The following is a 16968-nucleotide window of genomic DNA, read 5'->3' on the forward strand; positions in this document are numbered from 1 at the left end:
CACGGTCCTTCATTCATTTTGTATTCGGCTGTGCTCCCCTGCCAAACGCGTAGGTTTTCTGCCCTTTCACACCCGGTCTGATTACAAATAGTGATCCAGCATTCGGCGTCTCCATCAGCCGCTCTTCCCCAATCCCAATTCGGGCAGTCGTAATATATAAGTCCTCCAAATCAGGTCCTCCGAAACAGCAGGAGGTCACTTGATCTGCAGGTATCTCGATCTGTTGCAGCAGTTCTGCTGTATGCGGATTCCAGCGAGTGACTCTTCCTCCGCCCCAGTGGGCAACCCACAGCATCCCCTCACTGTCTACAGTCATTCCATCCGGAAAGCCAAATTCCTCCGGTATAGCAATTACACTTGTGCGGTTCGATATTTCTCCAGCAGTCAGATCAAAATCAAAACGGTCAATGGATCGAGTCGGCGTATCAATGTAATACATCTTCTGTTGATCCGGGCTCCAGCCCAAGCCATTGGATGTGGATACATCCCGGAACAACGTTCGAACAGGCTGTCCTTCCTCCAGGCAATAAAATGCCCCAGCCTTGCTTTCATTGTTCATGCTCATCGTCCCTGCCCAGAAGCGGCCGAGCGCATCACATTTCCCATCATTGAAACGGTTGTTGTCCTTGCCTTTCTCCGGATCTTCAATCGGCTGCAACTCTCCTGTGAGCAAGTTATACGTGTGGAAGCCACTACGCAAAGCAACGACAACCACATCATCATGATATGGCACAACCGCACCTACATGCTCGCCAACATCATAAGTCCGATCCTCGCCTGTAGCCGGAACATATACATGGACCTTGTAACTTTCAATATCCACCCATAACAATCGATTATGTTCAGCATCCCAGCTTGGACCTTCGCCCAGCAGAGCCGGGGTATGTACCGCAATGTTCAAGTTGCCCATGCCATCACATCCTTTTTAAGATTTGACGCCGCCTGACCATTCAAAACCAATGGCATCCAGGAACGCTTTGGAAAGCACCATATGGCCTGTTGCATCAGGATGAACCCGATCGTAAGTCAGCACAGACGTATAGAAATGATCCCAGAATGGAGTAAATGCAGCCTGTGTGTCCACAAAAATAGCATCATATTCCGCGGCTACTCTGCGAACTGCTTCACCGTATATATCCATCGTAGCCCGCATCGGATCTTCCGGATTGGCTTCCAAATAATACGGAGACATCAGAACAAGTCCTTTCAAGCCAGGACGAACTGAAGCAACCAGATCACGCAGTGTGGATTCATACTCTTCCAGGAAAACTTGTGAGTCCGTAGATAACGGATTGTCAAATTGGCGCCATACATCATTGATCCCGATCATGATCGTTAACCAGTCCGGTTTGAGATCAAGCACATCCCGGTCCCAGCGCTGTTTCAAATCACGGATCGTATTCCCACTATTACCCACATTTTGAATCCGCAGCATCAATTCTGGATAGATGGAACGCAGCAAAGCATACACTTGCGCCACATAGCCATGTCCCAGTCCAGAACTCCCTTCACCAACAGGATGTTCGCGGCCACAATCTGTGATTGAATCTCCGATAAAAAGCAGCTTATCATTCTTTTGCAATTTCATTATCGTTTTCTCCTTCGCTCTCATAAGCGTTAAAATATGTGAGATCACTCGTATTCATATTTCATATTCAGAAAAGACATAGATCAGCCAGGTGCCAGGTTACCACCCTTGATTCTTAAGCCAGGTCAGGCACAGATCAGACCAGGCCCGAACGGCATGGTCATCTTCTGCCAATCCCAGACCATGTGAACCTTTTTCAAATACATGCAAGTCATAAGGAATGCCGTGTGCACCCAGGGCGAGCGCGTAACGCAAACTGTTCTCTACAGGGACCGCCTGATCATCACTCGTATGCCAGATGAATGCTTCAGGAGCGTCCGCTTTCACCTGCTGCTCTGCACTAAAGGCCTTGATCTGTTCAGCAGAAACATCTGGCCCAAGCAGATTTTCACGAGAACCGGCATGTCCATAGGACTCCATCGTGATCACTGGATAACAGAGAATTACCCGATCCGGGCGTGAACTCTCCCGTTCGATAGGGTCTTCATGATCTGGTTGACCCTCGTCATACAAGGTTCCCAACGTAGCTGTAAGATGGCCGCCCGCCGAGAAACCAAGCACGGCAATTTTGGAAGGATGAATGCCATATTGCTCGGCATGAGCCCGCACATAACGAATCGCACGCTGACCATCTGTCATGGGTGCCGGATGCCGGTGAGGCGCCACACGGTACTTCAGCACAAATGCGCTAATTCCCGCACGGTTTAACAATTCAGCGATTGGAGCTCCTTCATGATCGGCCAAAAATCCATAGCCCCCACCCGGACAGATAATGACAGCGCTCTCGGAACCGGGCTGAATAAACGGAATCAGATGCGGCATTTCATCTTCATGATCCTTGGCTGCATAAGGCGCTGCATGGTCCCACAATGGTATAGTTGTTGTCACTTCTATCATCCTCTCTAAGTTGAATGGATACGTTGATCCGTATAATCATTTTCCAATCTAAGGAATCGATATCATCATAACGGGTAGCACCCTTGCGCATCAATACCTTCCTGGCATCACTTTTTGTTCAATTTGTAACAGGTTACACGGAATTCTCATGCTTGAACAGTGTTTTATAGCACATTTATAACTCTGAATGATTAATATAACGTTCGATACTGCTCCGGAGTTAAGCCCTCAATCCGCCGAAAAGTAGCCACAAAATGACTCGCATCCCGAAAACCAACCTTCGCTGCCGTTTCCTTCACGGTTAGTTTGCTGTCCCCTGTCATCCATTCTTTTGATTTGCGAATACGGAGGAGAATGAAATAACTGTAGGCAGTCATGCCAAAGGATTGTTTGAAAAGAGTATTCAGATGCCTAGGCGTAATGCCTGGTATGGCAGCCATCTGTTCAAGGCCGATTTCGGGATCGGCATAGTGTTCATTCATAAATGAAATTAAAGGAGCCAGCCGTTCCACGGCATGGGAGATCGAAGATCGACTGCCTGTCATGCCGTGTTTTTTGAGCAAAATCAGAAACCGGTACATGTCCGCTGACGCTTCCAATCCAGATAAATCCTGGTCACTGCTGATGGAACCCAGCACTTCCCTGCCATAATATTCAAGCGGGCTCTCTGCGTCCCACTGGTGAAGTGCTGCCTCCCCCAAACCAAGCGACTCTGTAATGGCCGGGCACTGGGAGCCTCCAAATGTAATGTAAAGAGTCTCCCACTCTCCTTGCGAGCGAACATACTCGTGCGGCTCACTCGGCGGCAGCAAAATGCCGGATGTCTCCCCCAGCTGTACAGTTGAACCTGCAAATCTGAACTCTCCAGCTCCCTTCACCGTCTGAAGCCAGTGATAACAAGGATATCCGGCAGGTCTGTACACATTCTCCTGATTGCCGTTGTATCCTATGCTCTCGATGTAGAGCGGAAGCGGCTGATCCCGTGGAGTCATAAAGTAGCGCCGATGATCGGGTGTGATGAGCATAGGGGTTCTCTCCTTTGAACAAAAATCAAAATTATAGTTCCATATTCTTATATGTCTCAATACTTTTCTTATATTTTAAAAGTCATATCCATCATATAGTATAGATTTATTCTTATACAAGAGGTGAACACATTTGATTAGCAGCAAGTTACCCAAAATGTTCTACGGCGGCGATTATAACCCTGAGCAATGGGATCATGAGACTCATCTTGAAGATCTGCGCATGTTCCAATTGGCAGGTATTGATATTACGACCATCAACGTATTTTCATGGGCACTGATTCAGCCTGATGAAGTCACTTATCATTTTGAAGGACTCGACCAGTTAATTAACAGTCTCTATGAAAGCGGCGTTTACATTTGCCTCGCGACAAGCACTGCTGCCCATCCAGCGTGGATGGCGAAGAAATACCCGGATGTACTGCGTGTGGATGCCGATGGACGTAAACGCAAATTCGGTGGACGGCATAACTCCTGTCCGAACAGCCCTACCTACCGCAAATACTCCGAGAAGATTGCAGACAAGCTGGCGGAACGTTACAAGGATCATCCGGCTGTGCTTGTATGGCATATCTCCAATGAATATGGCGGCGATTGTTATTGTGATAACTGCGAGAAAGCGTTCCGTGTATACCTCAAACAACGTTATCAGACCGTGGAGCAGCTGAACAAAGCCTGGAACACTAATTTCTGGGGGCATACGTTCTACGATTGGGATGAGATTGTACTGCCAAGCAATCTGAGCGAGCACTGGGGTGACAACAATTCCACGTTCCAGGGCATCTCGCTTGATTACTCCCGCTTCAACTCCGACAGTATGCTCGATTGTTACCGTCTGGAATATGATGCGATCAAAAAACATATCCCGGATTCGGTCGTTACGACCAATCTGATGGGATTCTTCAAACAGCTGGACTATTTCAAATGGGCCAAATATATGGATATCGTCTCCTGGGACAGCTATCCGGGTCTTGCGACTCCGGTAAGTTTCACAGCTATGGCTCATGATCTGATGCGTGGATTAAAGGACGGACAGCCGTTCATGCTCATGGAGCAGACACCTAGTCAGCAGAACTGGCAGCCTTACAATTCATTGAAACGCCCCGGCGTTATGCGTCTGTGGAGCTACCAGTCCGTTGCCCATGGCGCGGATACAATCATGTTCTTCCAGCTCCGCCGTTCTGTCGGGGCCTGCGAGAAATATCACGGTGCAGTCATTGAACATGTAGGACATGAGCATACCCGTGTATTCCGGGAAGTCGCGGAGCTGGGCAAAGAATTGCAGTTGCTGGGCGACAAAACGCTGGATGCTGCTGTAGATGCCAAAGTGGCGATTGTGTTTGACTGGGATAACTGGTGGGCGATCGAGAAATCCAGCGGACCTACCGTTGCACTGAACTATGTAGATCAAATTCACAAATACTACGCTGCCTTCTTCCGCCGCAACATTCAGGTGGACATCGTTAGTGTGGATACCGATATAAGCAAATACGACATTGTGCTCGCTCCGGTACTGTATATGGTTAAACCAGGCTTTGCAGCCAAACTGGAGAAGTTCGTTGAAGCTGGCGGTACATTCCTGACAACCTTCTTCAGTGGGATCGTCAATGAAAGTGACATCGTAACAACCGGGGGATATCCGGGCGAACTTCGCAAACTGCTTGGCATCTGGGTTGAAGAAATTGATGCCCTGCTGCCGGAGCAAAAAAACAGTATTGTCCTGAAAGAGGCTTATGGCGATCTTCAAGGAGAATATGGTTGTGGCATGTTGTGTGACTTGCTGCACAGTGAAGGTGCAGAGATCATCGCCGAGTATGGAGACGACTTCTACAAAGGCATGCCTGTGGTAACGCGTAACACGTTTGGTCAAGGTGAAGCCTGGTATGTCGCTTCCGATCCGGAAGATCGATTCCTGGACGGGTTGCTGGGACAACTGGCGGCAGCCAAAAATATTGACTCTCTTCTGCATACTCCGGAAGGAGTTGAAGTGACTGCTCGTACCAAGGATGGACAACAGTACCTGTTTGTCATGAATCACAATGCTACCGCTCAATCCTATGATTTGGGCGAAACTGAGGCTCGTGATTTGCTCACAGATCGCTCCCTTTCAGGTACGATCGAGATTGAAGGCCGCGGTGTGCAGCTCCTTGAAATGAAATAATATTCGAAAATTGATGATACAACATGTTACATGGAAATCGCATTGATCTATGTTTGCCGCTTAAAAGGGTGTCAATTGTTAAAATTTGAAGTATTATATGAATGAACCTGTTTCAATCTGCTACTTCCCGTATCCGTTTAGACCGGATACGGTTTTTTGTCATTATTTGTGAGGCTCTTGGTTAGAAGGAAATACCGAGAAGCGAAGCGAATTGGACGAGACACACAATTAACGACGCCCCGCCGGGAACAGGAAGCCGCCCTTGGTATGCAGGCTCAGCGCTATATTAAATAAATAATATAATGCTGCGAAATATTGGTGACAGCCATGATGTCACTTATACACTGCTACAATGAGAGAAACACTCCAGCATCCTTTCCGGCGGCGCAACCCTCGAAACGGAGTGGCTGACATGAATAGAACAAATCGGCTTGCCGCCATCGTTATGGCATTGCAGCACGGTCACGAAACGGCACATTCACTTGCAGAGAAGTTTGAAGTTTCCCGCCGTACCATCCTGCGGGATATCCAATCACTTTCAGAGATGAATGTCCCGATCATTGCCATCTCCGGTCCCGGAGGCGGCTTCAGACTTATGGAGGGGTATGTACTGCCCCCACTGCAATTGGACCCGGTTGAAGCAGCTACTCTCATCTTTGCTCTCGAAGGCCTAAGCCATTATGCAGATACCCCTTTTCAAGAGAAACGCTGGACATTAATGGACAAAATCAAAAGCATTATTCCTGAGGATGTCAAGGCAAGGATGGATCCCATGCTCAAACAACTGAAGCATGATGTTCCCCAGCGGAACTACATCCTTCGTCATCTGGAACCGCTTCTGGCTTGTATCCCGGAACAAGGGTGGCTGCGTATGTTATACCGCTCTGCTTCCCGTCAACGCTGGCTTACGATCTGCCCCATTCGAATCTATGCTTCTGCCGGTTTCTGGTATTGTGAAGCGTATTCGGAGGAGCATGGTGAAGAGCGCCTGTTCAGGGCAGACCGTATTCTGGACGTTACGCCGGTTGAGCTGATTGAATCACAACAGCTGGCAGAACAGGCACAGCGACAGCGCAGCAAACCTCAATCTCCTGAGCGCTCTCCAACGCGCGTTACCGCACGTCTGAGTTACAGCGGAATGATCGAGGCAGAACAGGACAAGCATATTGGCGAACGGATGACCGAGATTGCTCCGGATGTCTGGGAACTGTCTTTTCTCTGCCCTCCTGGCGAGTGGGCTTGGGCCGTGCGATTCTTTTATCGACTTGGACGTGAGGCAGAAGTACTCGAACCTGAGGACCTTCGCTGCGCGATTCGCAAACATGCCGAGGAAGTATGCCAGATGTATCTGACTTCCAACAATAATCGTTGTAGCACACGCTAAAAAGGAGCTTGCAAATTCATGATGAATGAGAATGAATCTATCGTAACTTACGAAGAAGCTGTGCAGCGAATAGAGGCTGTGGGACTTCTCCCACTCGCCCCTTTATTCCCTGAATATCCTTCACTGTCCTCCATAACCCCTAAAGAAAACTGGCATAAGGATAACGCGCTTGATCCCTGGTTATGGCGTTCACGTCTGGCTGAGGAAGGGATCGCCGCCTATGGAAAATTCATTAAAAAGAAGGCAATTCTCGTCTCACGCGAGTATTTCCCATGGGTGCACCGGCTGCTAGCGGACTCCAGAGTCATGGAGGAACAGTATGATGCGGGATTGCTCTCTCGAGAAGCATTCAAACTGTATGAAATAATTGAAACGCAAGAGGGGATCGATGGACGGACGCTGCGTTCACAGGCGGGTTTCGGGGCCAAAGAGGACAAAAAGGCATTTGACCAAGGGCTGCTGGATCTCCAAAGCATTAGCGCCATAGTGATTTGCGGCACCAAAGAAAAAGAAGGCCTCGCTGAAGGCAAGGTCGCTTGGAACAGTTCTGCCTATGAAACCTCTGGCTACTGGATGAAGCGTCAAGGTATTGAACCGTTTGAGGGCAGCGTTGCAGACGCGAGCAAACTCCTGGTACAACAATTGGAGAAGCACACTTCTGCTGCCGCCCTGACCAAAATTAAAAAAGCCTTTGCGATAAAATGATTGAAATGCCTTGGAACGACAAATCCCGGAAGCCGAAAAGGGCCGCCGGGATTTTGCTGTATATACGATTACCATTCATGCAACAGGTATAAAGCAGCGAACGAGCACAATTACAGGATGACTCCGTCCTTGAATATGGCAATTTCCCGAAATCCATGCTGCTCGCTGAGCGTATGCGCCCGCCCTGAAGCGATATCGATCAGCTGGCTGAACAGCTGTACTTTCACGTCTTCCATCGTCTTACCTTCCAGCAGTTGACCTGCGTTAAAATCAATCCAGTGTTTTTTTCGATTAGCAAGGTCGGATTGGGTAGCAATTTTAACGGTAGGTACCGGGCCTCCAAACGGCGTTCCGCGACCTGTCGTGAAAAGAACAATGTGCGCACCCGCAGCAGACAGTGCCGTAACAGACACGAGATCATTCCCCGGAGCCTCCACGATGTTCAGGCCGGTTTGAGTGACACGTTTGCCGTAACGAAGCACATCAACTACGGAAGAACGCCCTCCCTTTTGCGTACATCCCAAAGACTTTTCTTCCAGTGTGGTAATTCCGCCTGCTTTGTTCCCTGGTGAAGGATTTTCATATATATTCTGACCATGGTTCACAAAGTATTGCTTGAAACCGTTCACCAAGTCTACCAAATCATCAAATACCTGCTCATTGGCCGCCCGATTCATCAGAATGGTCTCTGCACCAAACATCTCGGGAACTTCGGTCAATATGGCCGTACCTCCGGCAGCAACCAGCATATCCGCAACGGAGCCAACGAGCGGGTTCGCCGTAATCCCGGACAGACCGTCCGAACCGCCGCATTTCAATCCAATTTTGAGCTTGCTCAGGGGCAGCGGCTGACGCTGTTCATGTTCGACGAGCTCCACGAGCTCTTCCATCAGACGCAGTCCTTCCTCAAGCTCGTCATCCGTTTCCTGCGCTTTGAGAAAACGGACCTTCCCCTGGTATTCCGGTGCGATACATTCGCGGAACTGGTCAACCTGATTATTTTCACAACCCAGACCAATGACCAGTACACCGCCGGCATTCGGGTGTTCCACCAGGGAAGCCAGTACCTGCTGCGTATATTTCAGGTCATCTCCCAGCTGCGAGCAGCCGAACGGGTGCGGAAAATGATAAACACCATCCACCCTGCTGCCGAACTGTGACTGGCCCATCCGAGCCAAAGCCTCACATACTTTATTAATGCATCCGACCGTATTTACAATCCAGATTTCATTACGGATACCTGCTTCACCGTTAGGGCGCAAATACCCATTAAATGAACGCAGATGTTCTGGAGGCATGTCCGTCTGAACAGGTGGTCCTGGCTGATACTGATATTCAAGTAATCCGTGAAGTCCTGTTTTCAGATTGTGACTGTGAATCCAGCTCCCCTGCTCAATCTGTTCTTTGGCAATCCCAATGGAAAAACCATATTTCATCACATCCGCGCCCGGGGCGAGGGTGTGCACAGCAATTTTATGGCCCTTGGGCACATCATCCCTTAATGTAAAAGAGCTGCTGTCTGGCAGGGTAATGCTTTCCCCTTTTACATATTCCCGAAGGGCTATAATAACATCATCCTGCGGTTGAATCGCAATCCAGTCATTGACTGTACGTGTTGTGTTCATGAACTCTCACCCTCCAGCAAACCAATTTCGCGAATGAGAGCTTCGCGAAGCCCCTCTCGATCATCCAAATTGTCTCCCCAGATGGATACATCCGATAATACAGCAGCGACACTCTGTTCTAGTTGCTGCTTCTCCCTATTCAGAGGATCATAACTCTCCCAATGCTTGGCGAGTGAAGCCAATACATCGGCATCATCCCGAAGCAGGACGGACTCACCGTTCAGTCGCTGTGCCATATAACCATCCGCCGTAGCCACTGGACGATACAGACACAATAATCCCGCGAATCCCTTTACGAGCCGGGCAGGCCAAGTCCCCTGATTTTGTTCATAGGCCAAAAGGGTAGGCAGTACACGAACCTTGAACTTTCCTACTGTATTTAATGCAATATCTTGCAGCTTGTGATTAATATACGGATTGAGAAAACGTTCAAACACTTCGGCTGCGTACTGATCCAAATGATGATCGGGCATATCCAGCGCAGGTATGATCTCCTGATGTACCGCTTCTCTGACCCATGAGCCAAACTGCGGGTCTTCCATCGTCTCTCTTACCAGTTCCTTGCCTTGCAAAATGCCAAGCGAAGACATGAGGGTATGAGCACCATTCAGAATACGAACCTTGCGCAGCTGAAAAGGTTTCAAATCCTTCACCCAATGTACGTTCAATCCTGCCTGTTTCAGGGGGAGTTTCTTGTCCAGGGCTTCATCTGCCTGAATGGCCCAGAAATGATATGGTTCAGCCGTATTGACCAGTTGATCCTCGTATCCCCAGCGATTGGTCAGGGAATCGGCTTCTTCCTTCGTCGGTGCACCCGTCACGATCCGGTCAACCAGATTGTTCAGGAATAAGTTATGGTTCTCAACCCATGAACGGAAGCCTTCAGAATACCCAAAATCTTCAATATGACGCAGCACACAACTGCGCAGAACATCCCCGTTGCCCTCAAGCAACTCACACGGCAGATGAATCAAACCTCGCGATGGGTCCCCATCAAAGCGCAGATAACGTTGATGCAAGAAGACCGTCAGTTTACCCGGAAATGATTGTACAGGTTCACCCTGTGTGTATTCTGCATACGTATATTTCAATCCCGACTCGGTTGTATTGGAGATGACAAACTCCAGGGAGGGCAATTCCGCAAGCTTCAGAAAATTCTGCCATTCTTCATACGGATTAATACACTGTGAAAAAATGGAGATCAATTCCGTACGTTCCACCGCTTTTCCCTGTGACAGCCCCCGGGTAATCATCGTATACAATCCGTCCTGATCACGAATTTGTTCCAGCTTTGCCTTTCCCCCAGGCCGAGGCTGGGTCACCGCAACACTGCCATGGAATTTGCCTTGTCTGGCACTCTCATGAAGCATCCAGTCTGCAAACCCACGCAAAAAGTTGCCTTCTCCAATCTGTAGTACCTTAACGGGACGTTCCATCACTTCTTTGCACTTGCGCTGGCTATCACTTCCGAGCAGATTCAGCTTTAGCCTTGGTCTTTTCGTGCTCGCCGACATGAACACTCACCTCATCGTTTGATTTATCAACATCAGATGTCCCGCTGTACGGCACACAGCCGCTTACACTTCCATTGAAAACGCTTTAAATTCATTGTATCATCAATAAAAGGAAATTTAATTGCTTATATTGCGGTAAATGTACTCTTTCATGATCAGATGTAACCCCTTTTTTGTAAGCACTGTTTTGAAAGGAGATCGAATGGAACGTTCGCCCGTTCGTACAACCATTCAGGCGGAATCGGGGATTCCCTTTCGTCTGGTGTATGCAGATACCAAGTCCCCCCAGAACGAGTTGCCGGATCATCTTCATGACTGGCATGAAATTATTTATGTATATCGGGGTCAGGGCACCATTTTTATTGATACCGGTCTTGAAGACATGCAGGAGGGTGATTTGTTCATCATCCCTGGCAGCACGGTGCATCGTGCATTGCCGGATGCCGGGAATCCGGTGACTTCGTCGGCCTTGTTCTTCAGTCCAGGATTATTGGCCTCCACAGCGGGAGGCAATGCGTCAGCCATGCTCTCGCTGTTTGAACGCTGCCGCAAACGCAGAGTGTACAAGAGGCATCTGGAGGCCAAGGAACAAGCCCAGGTGGCTGCGCTTATAGACGACATCCATGCAGAATTCCAATTAGGACATCACCTGAGTGCCCACGCCGCTCTGCTGAGGTTGCAGCTCTTACTCATTTATCTGGAGCGATTGGAGGCAGTCGGTCCGGCAAGTCCTGCCAGAACTGTTCCTGGACCCGACTGGCTCTCCTATACGCTGACTCATATGGATGAAGAGCTGCGCAGTAACCTTTCCTTGCCGGAACTGGCCCGGAAGGCAGCCGTATCCCCGGCTCACTTCAGCCGTGCGTTCAAAAGGTATACCGGCATGACGCTAACGGACTATGCATTGGCCCGCCGGGTCATTATGGCAAAAGAGCATCTGCTGCGAAGTAACGAGACGATGGCCGTTGTTGCCGATGCCTGCGGCTTTGAGAGCCTACCCCATTTTTATCGACAATTCAAGAAATTGACGGGCACCACACCCGCTGCCTACCGTAAAACCATGAAGAATCAGGATCAAACGTGATTGTCACGACATCCTGAACTGTAGAGATTTGTCTGTGTGTAACATATTCTTCCATACTATTCGTGTGGTATGTTATAATACTGAATTACAATGTCGGAAACGATGCGTTTCTGCTGCCAGAGGAGCCTTACATCCCATGTTAAACGAATTGAATCGCAGAAATATCGGCATCTTCGCACACGTCGATGCAGGGAAAACAACAACGACAGAACATATGTTATTTCAAAGCGGTGTTGTACGTACTCCAGGTCGCGTGGATGACGGAACAACAGCAACAGACTCTCTGGATATTGAAAAGGAACGAGGCATTTCCGTGCAGGCGGCTATGACTTCTTTGATCTGGAAAGATACGATTATTGATCTGATTGATACGCCGGGACATATCGATTTCAGCTCTGAGGTAGAGCGATCCCTGCGTGTTATGGACGGAGCCGTTCTGATTCTGTCCGCCGTGGAAGGGGTTCAATCCCAAAGCGAGACCATCTGGCATGCTCTCCGCTCGCTTGGAATACCTACCCTGATTTATATTAACAAAATGGATCGGGTTGGCGCCTCTGCTGAGACGGTTATCGATCAGGTCCGCTCCAGTCTCTCTCCCTTCGTATGCGAAATCCAATCCTTTCGTATGAATGAAGAGGTGTTCGAGGGCATTGACTCCTTATGGAATGAGAGCCAAAAGCAAGTAAAGGGTCCCCCCTCATCCATCCCCGGGCTTTTTGAATTATTGGCCGAACTCGATGAAGATCTGATGGAAGCCTACATTAATGGTGAAACACTTCCTGCTGAACAGTTAGATGAAGCATTTCGCAAAAAGGTGCATCGTGGCGAAGTGTTCCCTATTTGTTATGGTGCTTCTGGCAAAGGGATCGGCGTAACGGAGCTGCTGGATGCCATCATCGAATTTCTTCCTGCACCCGCACAACCTCAAGAACCTTCAGTATCCGGGGTTGTATTCAAAATTGAACGGGATAAAACGATGGGCCGTACAGCCTATGTTCGCATGTATGGTGGCAGCGTGCATAATCGGGATACGATCTATAACTCCACTCGGAAGCTGGAAGAGAAAGTGACTCAGATTCGCCGAATGGATGGTCGGAAATGGGCGGATACCGGTGCTGTTCATGCCGGACAGATCGCCGCACTGTATGGACTAAGCGAAACCCATGTTGGTGATATTATTGGCAGCCCCGAAGGTGTGCCTCCTGTACCCCAGATGGCTGTTCCCTTGTTGACTGTGCAAGTCCATGGTAAAGACACGGCTCGTTACCCTGACCTTGTAGCGGCATTGCAAGAGCTGACGGATGAAGATCCCCTGCTCGATTTGCAATGGTTGCCTGAAGAACGGGAACTGCATCTTAAAGTGATGGGAACCATTCAGCTTGAGATTCTGTCCAGTCTGCTGATGAGTCGTTTCGGACTGGATGTCGTATTCGACCCGCCGTCCGTCATTTATAAGGAAACTCCTGCTTCTTCCGGAGAAGGATTTATCGCGTATACGATGCCCAAGCCCTGCTGGGCCATTCTACGATTCAGCATTGAGCCTTTGCCACGTGGCAGTGGTCTGATCTACTCATCCACGGTCCGAACGGATCATCTCCTGCTTCGATATCAGAATGAAGTGGAGCGACGCATTCCCGAAGCGCTATCTCAAGGGTTGTTGGGCTGGGAGGTTACCGACCTGCGCATTACGCTAATTGAAGGAGAGCACCATGTCTGGCATACCCATCCACTGGATTTTGTGGTAGCTACGCCGATGGGGATCATGGATGGGTTGGCAAGCACAGGCACAACCCTGCTGGAACCCATTCTGAATTTCCGGTTAACGGTTCCGGAGGAGTACGGCGGCAAAGCGCTTAGTGATCTAGTACATATGCGGGCAACCTTTGAAGCCCCGATCATCGGAGGCGGGCGATGCATCGTTGAAGGACGTATGCCTCTGGCAAGCTCCATGGATTATCCGGTGAAACTCCGCTCAGAGACGAGCGGGCGAGGGTTGCTCACGACTTCTTTTGCCGGGTACGAGGATTGTCCTTCGGATCAGACCCATACGCGGAAACGCAAAGGGGTTAACCCGCTGGACCAATCCAAATATATTTTAAGTGTTCGAAATGCGATTACATCATAATTGGAGTTGACTTTGTCGTGCTGATTAAATTTCTAATCTTTGGCCTGCTGTGGCGGATTGTAGGCAATCCGTTCTTGGCAGTTATTATTTTCCTCATCATTCTGTATTTCCTGGATCGTCGCTATGTTGGGGTGATGCCAAGCTTCATGAAGCCACTTAAACGCATGCGTAACATCTCACGGCTTCGGCAGCAGCTTGCCATGAGTCCGAATGAAGTCTCTTCCAAGCTGGATCTGGCCCGTCTGTTGATTGAACGCAAACGTTATAGCGAAGCTCATGCCTTGCTGCTGGAACTGGAGCGTCCTTACGAGCAATCAGCCGAATATTGGGAGGCGCTAGGCACAACTGAACTTCATCTGGGCCAAACGGAAGAAGGCGAGCGTCATATTTTGCAGGCACTGGATATTAATCCAAGAGTGAAATATGGGCGCCCTTATCTGACACTTGCAGGTGCGTTCAAGGATACTCACCGGGACAAAGCGCTGGCATATGTTCAGCAATTCCAGGAGATTCATTCCTCATCCAGTGAAGCATATTATCTGCTCGGCTCCGTGTACCGCTCCCTTGGACGTACTGCTGATGCAAAGCAAGCCTACGAGCAATCCCTTAACGTATATCGCTCCCTGCCCAAATATAAGAAGCGCCAGGAGCGTCGCTGGGCTGTACGCAGCTGGTTCCGCAAGCGTGGACTATAAAGCTGTTTGGTTACGTTAGATTGAGCATTGAATTGGATGTCGTGATTTGAAATGTACGCATCCATCCATCTATCTATCCATTCGGGATAAACGACTTCACCACATACAAAGTGCACTGATTTTTGCCTCAAGGCGGAAATCAGTGCACTTTTGGTATACATCCCATGTTGCAGAGCTACATCAGCAGCTCACGCAGCCGTTCCTCATTACCTTTCATCCAGTCTACCCGTTCTCTCAGCTTCCTGATTTGCTGTACAGCCACTTCAGGCTCATCTGTACCTTCGAACAATCGACTGATAAAATGCATCACCACATCCAGGCTTCGAAGCAAAATAAGCGTTGGAATCACGCTCAGCTCCTCTGGCTCCAGGCTGACCTGCTGCCTGAATCCCTGGATCAGTCCCTCCAAAGCCTCCCACATCCATGCCTGCTCCTTGTCCATCGTCAGCAGGTCCGACATGGGCACAGCGAGCTCCATTACCCGCAGATCCCATGTGGCGAATTCAAAATCCAAAATGGCACATATGATATCCTGAGAGTCTGCCAATACATTGGATGCATTTAAGTCCCCATGGACCAGTTGATGCGGCAAATCCTCCATACCTCGCAGCGTATTGAATAAGTCTGGCAATACTTCCTTCAGCTTCTGCAGGTCATCTGCACATGCCATCAGCGTATCCGGGGGTGAGGTGCATAGTTGTAACAGTTTCTTCGGCGAACAGAGCGGGTAAGCCTCCTGAATCTGATAATAGGGCGGATAAACGGGAGACAGGGATATAGGAAGGCGCGCCATAACGGAAGACAACATGCCCGCCGCCCTGCCCAGTCCACTCAGCTGCTCGGGTGTATTCCACACAGGATTATGACCCTCACGATAATGGAACAACGTCACGATTTTGCTCTGGCCCGAGGAACGATCCTGCACCGCAAGAAATGTTGCATGCTTATCATCAGGAAGGCTAACGGGCACAGGCACATCAAGCTCAAACTCTGAACGTGACAAGGCAGACAGCACCTCATGTTCAAAAGCAATTTTCATTTGATCATTATGCGTTTCATACTGCCTCAGCACGTAACATTCTTCGTTGATCTCTACCATGAAGGTAGAGTTATTCATGCCACCCTTTCCACGCTGGGCTTTCCAGTTGGACGAGAAGCCATATGAGGATAAAACGGTGGATATGAGCTGCTTTTCTGAATCCTTTAGGGAACCTGAATCGATGATGTGCACCAAAAATAACTCCTTTATCTCACATAATACAACCTCTATATGTCCTCATCTTAACGGAAGTATTTCTTTCGGTCTAGTCGGCTCCGAGGTAGTAGTCATGCTAAGCTTCACGGACTGCTGATCAGGCAAATGGATAGTATCCTGTGCGATTCAGCTGTTCTGCAATCACGCGATAGCCTTTGGCATTTGGATGAACCCTGTCCCAAAATAACAGTTCACGTTCTCGCCCTTCAAACCGGTCATAGACCTGGGCACAGGCATAGTTCCCCGATCCTGCGCCATTCAGAAAGGAATTATATTGCCGCACCCAATATGCAGCTTCCGCTGCTTGCGGATACGGGTTGTACAACCCAATCGTACGGACCATATATACACTGTTTCCTTTCAACTGCCGGATGTGCCTCATAATCTGGGATACGTTACTGCGAGTATCTCCAAGCACCTGTGTCATCTTACTTGCATTTGGAATCCCGCCACTCGCTTTGAATGTACGAATCAGATCATTGCCACCAATCGACAACGTAATAATATCCGCTTCACGCAGCGATTGCCGTACTCTTGGATTGTTGGATATCATCTGCAGCATTTCCCCTGAGGTAAGTCCATTCACACCCAAATTATCCATCGATACAAACGTACGCACATTCGTTTCTGCCATTCTCCGATATAAAGGAACAAAGCCGGTGCCCAGCAGCGCTCCTGTACCTACCGTTAATGAATCTCCTATAGCCACATATCGATATACCATCCCGCCGCCCCTCTCTGCTGTGTTATAAACTATTCCAGATCCAATTCCTATATATCGTATGAGAGGAACGGAGACAAGGCGCGGGATGGTGTCCGTAGGCATACACATTTATTTGTCCGTTTCATTGATGATTTGCACAAAACCATACAGAAAGCCCCGCCGGGAATCCAGCGGGGCTGTTCATAT

General features: G+C 49.1%; 14 protein-coding genes. 6 read left to right on the plus strand and 8 right to left on the minus strand.

Annotated features, from left to right (window positions below; all coding sequences use genetic code 11):
* Positions 1-13 precede the first annotated feature (13 nt).
* From HW560_RS27280 to HW560_RS27295, 4 genes are all read right to left on the minus strand, one after another.
* Entirely contained in the window at positions 14-910 is an 897-nt protein-coding gene (locus tag HW560_RS27280) for an SMP-30/gluconolactonase/LRE family protein (protein ID WP_179265182.1), read from the minus strand.
* Between the two features lie 15 nt (positions 911-925).
* A complete protein-coding gene (locus HW560_RS27285) occupies positions 926-1588 on the minus strand; it encodes an SGNH/GDSL hydrolase family protein (protein ID WP_090895847.1) in 663 nt (220 codons plus the stop codon).
* Between the two features lie 99 nt (positions 1589-1687).
* Positions 1688-2476, minus strand: a complete 789-nt coding sequence (locus tag HW560_RS27290) for an alpha/beta hydrolase (protein ID WP_179265183.1) — start codon at positions 2474-2476, stop codon at positions 1688-1690.
* A gap of 200 nt (positions 2477-2676) precedes the next feature.
* Positions 2677-3510 (minus strand): AraC family transcriptional regulator, encoded by an 834-nt coding sequence (locus HW560_RS27295; RefSeq protein ID WP_179265184.1) that lies wholly within the window; start codon positions 3508-3510, stop codon positions 2677-2679.
* A gap of 133 nt (positions 3511-3643) precedes the next feature.
* Here HW560_RS27295 and HW560_RS27300 point away from each other — a divergent pair, with 133 nt between their 5' ends.
* The 3 genes from HW560_RS27300 (at position 3644) to HW560_RS27310 (ending at position 7760) form a co-directional block, all read left to right on the plus strand.
* On the plus strand, positions 3644-5671 hold the full coding sequence (locus tag HW560_RS27300; RefSeq protein WP_179265185.1) for a beta-galactosidase: 2028 nt from the start codon (positions 3644-3646) through the stop codon (positions 5669-5671).
* Positions 5672-6083: 412 nt separating this feature from the next.
* Positions 6084-7055 carry a helix-turn-helix transcriptional regulator gene (locus HW560_RS27305; protein ID WP_179265186.1) on the plus strand — a complete coding sequence of 324 codons (972 nt, stop codon included), beginning with the start codon at positions 6084-6086 and terminating at the stop codon, positions 7053-7055.
* An 18-nt stretch (positions 7056-7073) separates the two neighbouring features.
* Positions 7074-7760, plus strand: coding sequence for an AlkZ-related protein (locus HW560_RS27310; RefSeq protein ID WP_257031453.1), 687 nt, complete (start codon positions 7074-7076; stop codon positions 7758-7760).
* 110 nt (positions 7761-7870) lie between these two features.
* Here HW560_RS27310 and HW560_RS27315 read toward each other — a convergent pair whose 3' ends face one another.
* Both HW560_RS27315 and HW560_RS27320 read right to left on the minus strand, forming a co-directional pair.
* Positions 7871-9385 carry a UxaA family hydrolase gene (locus HW560_RS27315; RefSeq protein WP_179265187.1) on the minus strand — a complete coding sequence of 505 codons (1515 nt, stop codon included), beginning with the start codon at positions 9383-9385 and terminating at the stop codon, positions 7871-7873.
* Complete coding sequence (locus HW560_RS27320; RefSeq protein ID WP_179265188.1) at positions 9382-10899, minus strand: tagaturonate reductase; 1518 nt, start codon at positions 10897-10899, stop codon at positions 9382-9384. The genes HW560_RS27315 and HW560_RS27320 overlap by 4 nt, the downstream gene beginning before the upstream one ends.
* A gap of 202 nt (positions 10900-11101) precedes the next feature.
* Here HW560_RS27320 and HW560_RS27325 point away from each other — a divergent pair, with 202 nt between their 5' ends.
* From HW560_RS27325 to HW560_RS27335, 3 genes are all read left to right on the plus strand, one after another.
* The gene (locus tag HW560_RS27325; protein WP_179265189.1) at positions 11102-11983 is read left to right on the plus strand and encodes an AraC family transcriptional regulator; all 882 of its coding nucleotides are present in this window, start codon (positions 11102-11104) and stop codon (positions 11981-11983) included.
* 136 nt (positions 11984-12119) lie between these two features.
* A complete protein-coding gene (locus HW560_RS27330; RefSeq protein WP_179265190.1) occupies positions 12120-14108 on the plus strand; it encodes an elongation factor G in 1989 nt (662 codons plus the stop codon).
* Positions 14109-14125: 17 nt separating this feature from the next.
* Entirely contained in the window at positions 14126-14803 is a 678-nt protein-coding gene (locus HW560_RS27335; RefSeq protein ID WP_063564693.1) for a tetratricopeptide repeat protein, read from the plus strand.
* Positions 14804-14978: 175 nt separating this feature from the next.
* Here HW560_RS27335 and HW560_RS27340 read toward each other — a convergent pair whose 3' ends face one another.
* Both HW560_RS27340 and HW560_RS27345 read right to left on the minus strand, forming a co-directional pair.
* A complete protein-coding gene (locus tag HW560_RS27340) occupies positions 14979-16034 on the minus strand; it encodes a phosphotransferase (protein WP_179265191.1) in 1056 nt (351 codons plus the stop codon).
* 121 nt (positions 16035-16155) lie between these two features.
* Complete coding sequence (locus HW560_RS27345) at positions 16156-16782, minus strand: GDSL-type esterase/lipase family protein (protein ID WP_179265192.1); 627 nt, start codon at positions 16780-16782, stop codon at positions 16156-16158.
* Positions 16783-16968 lie beyond the last annotated feature (186 nt).

Source organism: Paenibacillus sp. E222 (assembly GCF_013401555.1).
Classification (GTDB): Bacteria; Bacillota; Bacilli; order Paenibacillales; family Paenibacillaceae; genus Paenibacillus.

Bases quoted from the DNA above. Each gene is read 5' to 3' on its own strand.
- HW560_RS27280 (WP_179265182.1), bottom strand. From the start codon at position 910: ATGGGCAACTTGAACATTGCGGTACATACCCCGGCTCTGCTGGGCGAA.
- HW560_RS27285 (WP_090895847.1), bottom strand. From the start codon at position 1,588: ATGAAATTGCAAAAGAATGATAAGCTGCTTTTTATCGGAGATTCAATC.
- HW560_RS27295 (WP_179265184.1), bottom strand. From the start codon at position 3,510: ATGCTCATCACACCCGATCATCGGCGCTACTTTATGACTCCACGGGAT.
- HW560_RS27305 (WP_179265186.1), top strand. From the start codon at position 6,084: ATGAATAGAACAAATCGGCTTGCCGCCATCGTTATGGCATTGCAGCAC.
- HW560_RS27310 (WP_257031453.1), top strand. From the start codon at position 7,074: ATGATGAATGAGAATGAATCTATCGTAACTTACGAAGAAGCTGTGCAG.
- HW560_RS27315 (WP_179265187.1), bottom strand. From the start codon at position 9,385: ATGAACACAACACGTACAGTCAATGACTGGATTGCGATTCAACCGCAG.
- HW560_RS27320 (WP_179265188.1), bottom strand. From the start codon at position 10,899: ATGTCGGCGAGCACGAAAAGACCAAGGCTAAAGCTGAATCTGCTCGGA.
- HW560_RS27325 (WP_179265189.1), top strand. From the start codon at position 11,102: ATGGAACGTTCGCCCGTTCGTACAACCATTCAGGCGGAATCGGGGATT.
- HW560_RS27330 (WP_179265190.1), top strand. From the start codon at position 12,120: ATGTTAAACGAATTGAATCGCAGAAATATCGGCATCTTCGCACACGTC.
- HW560_RS27345 (WP_179265192.1), bottom strand. From the start codon at position 16,782: ATGGTATATCGATATGTGGCTATAGGAGATTCATTAACGGTAGGTACA.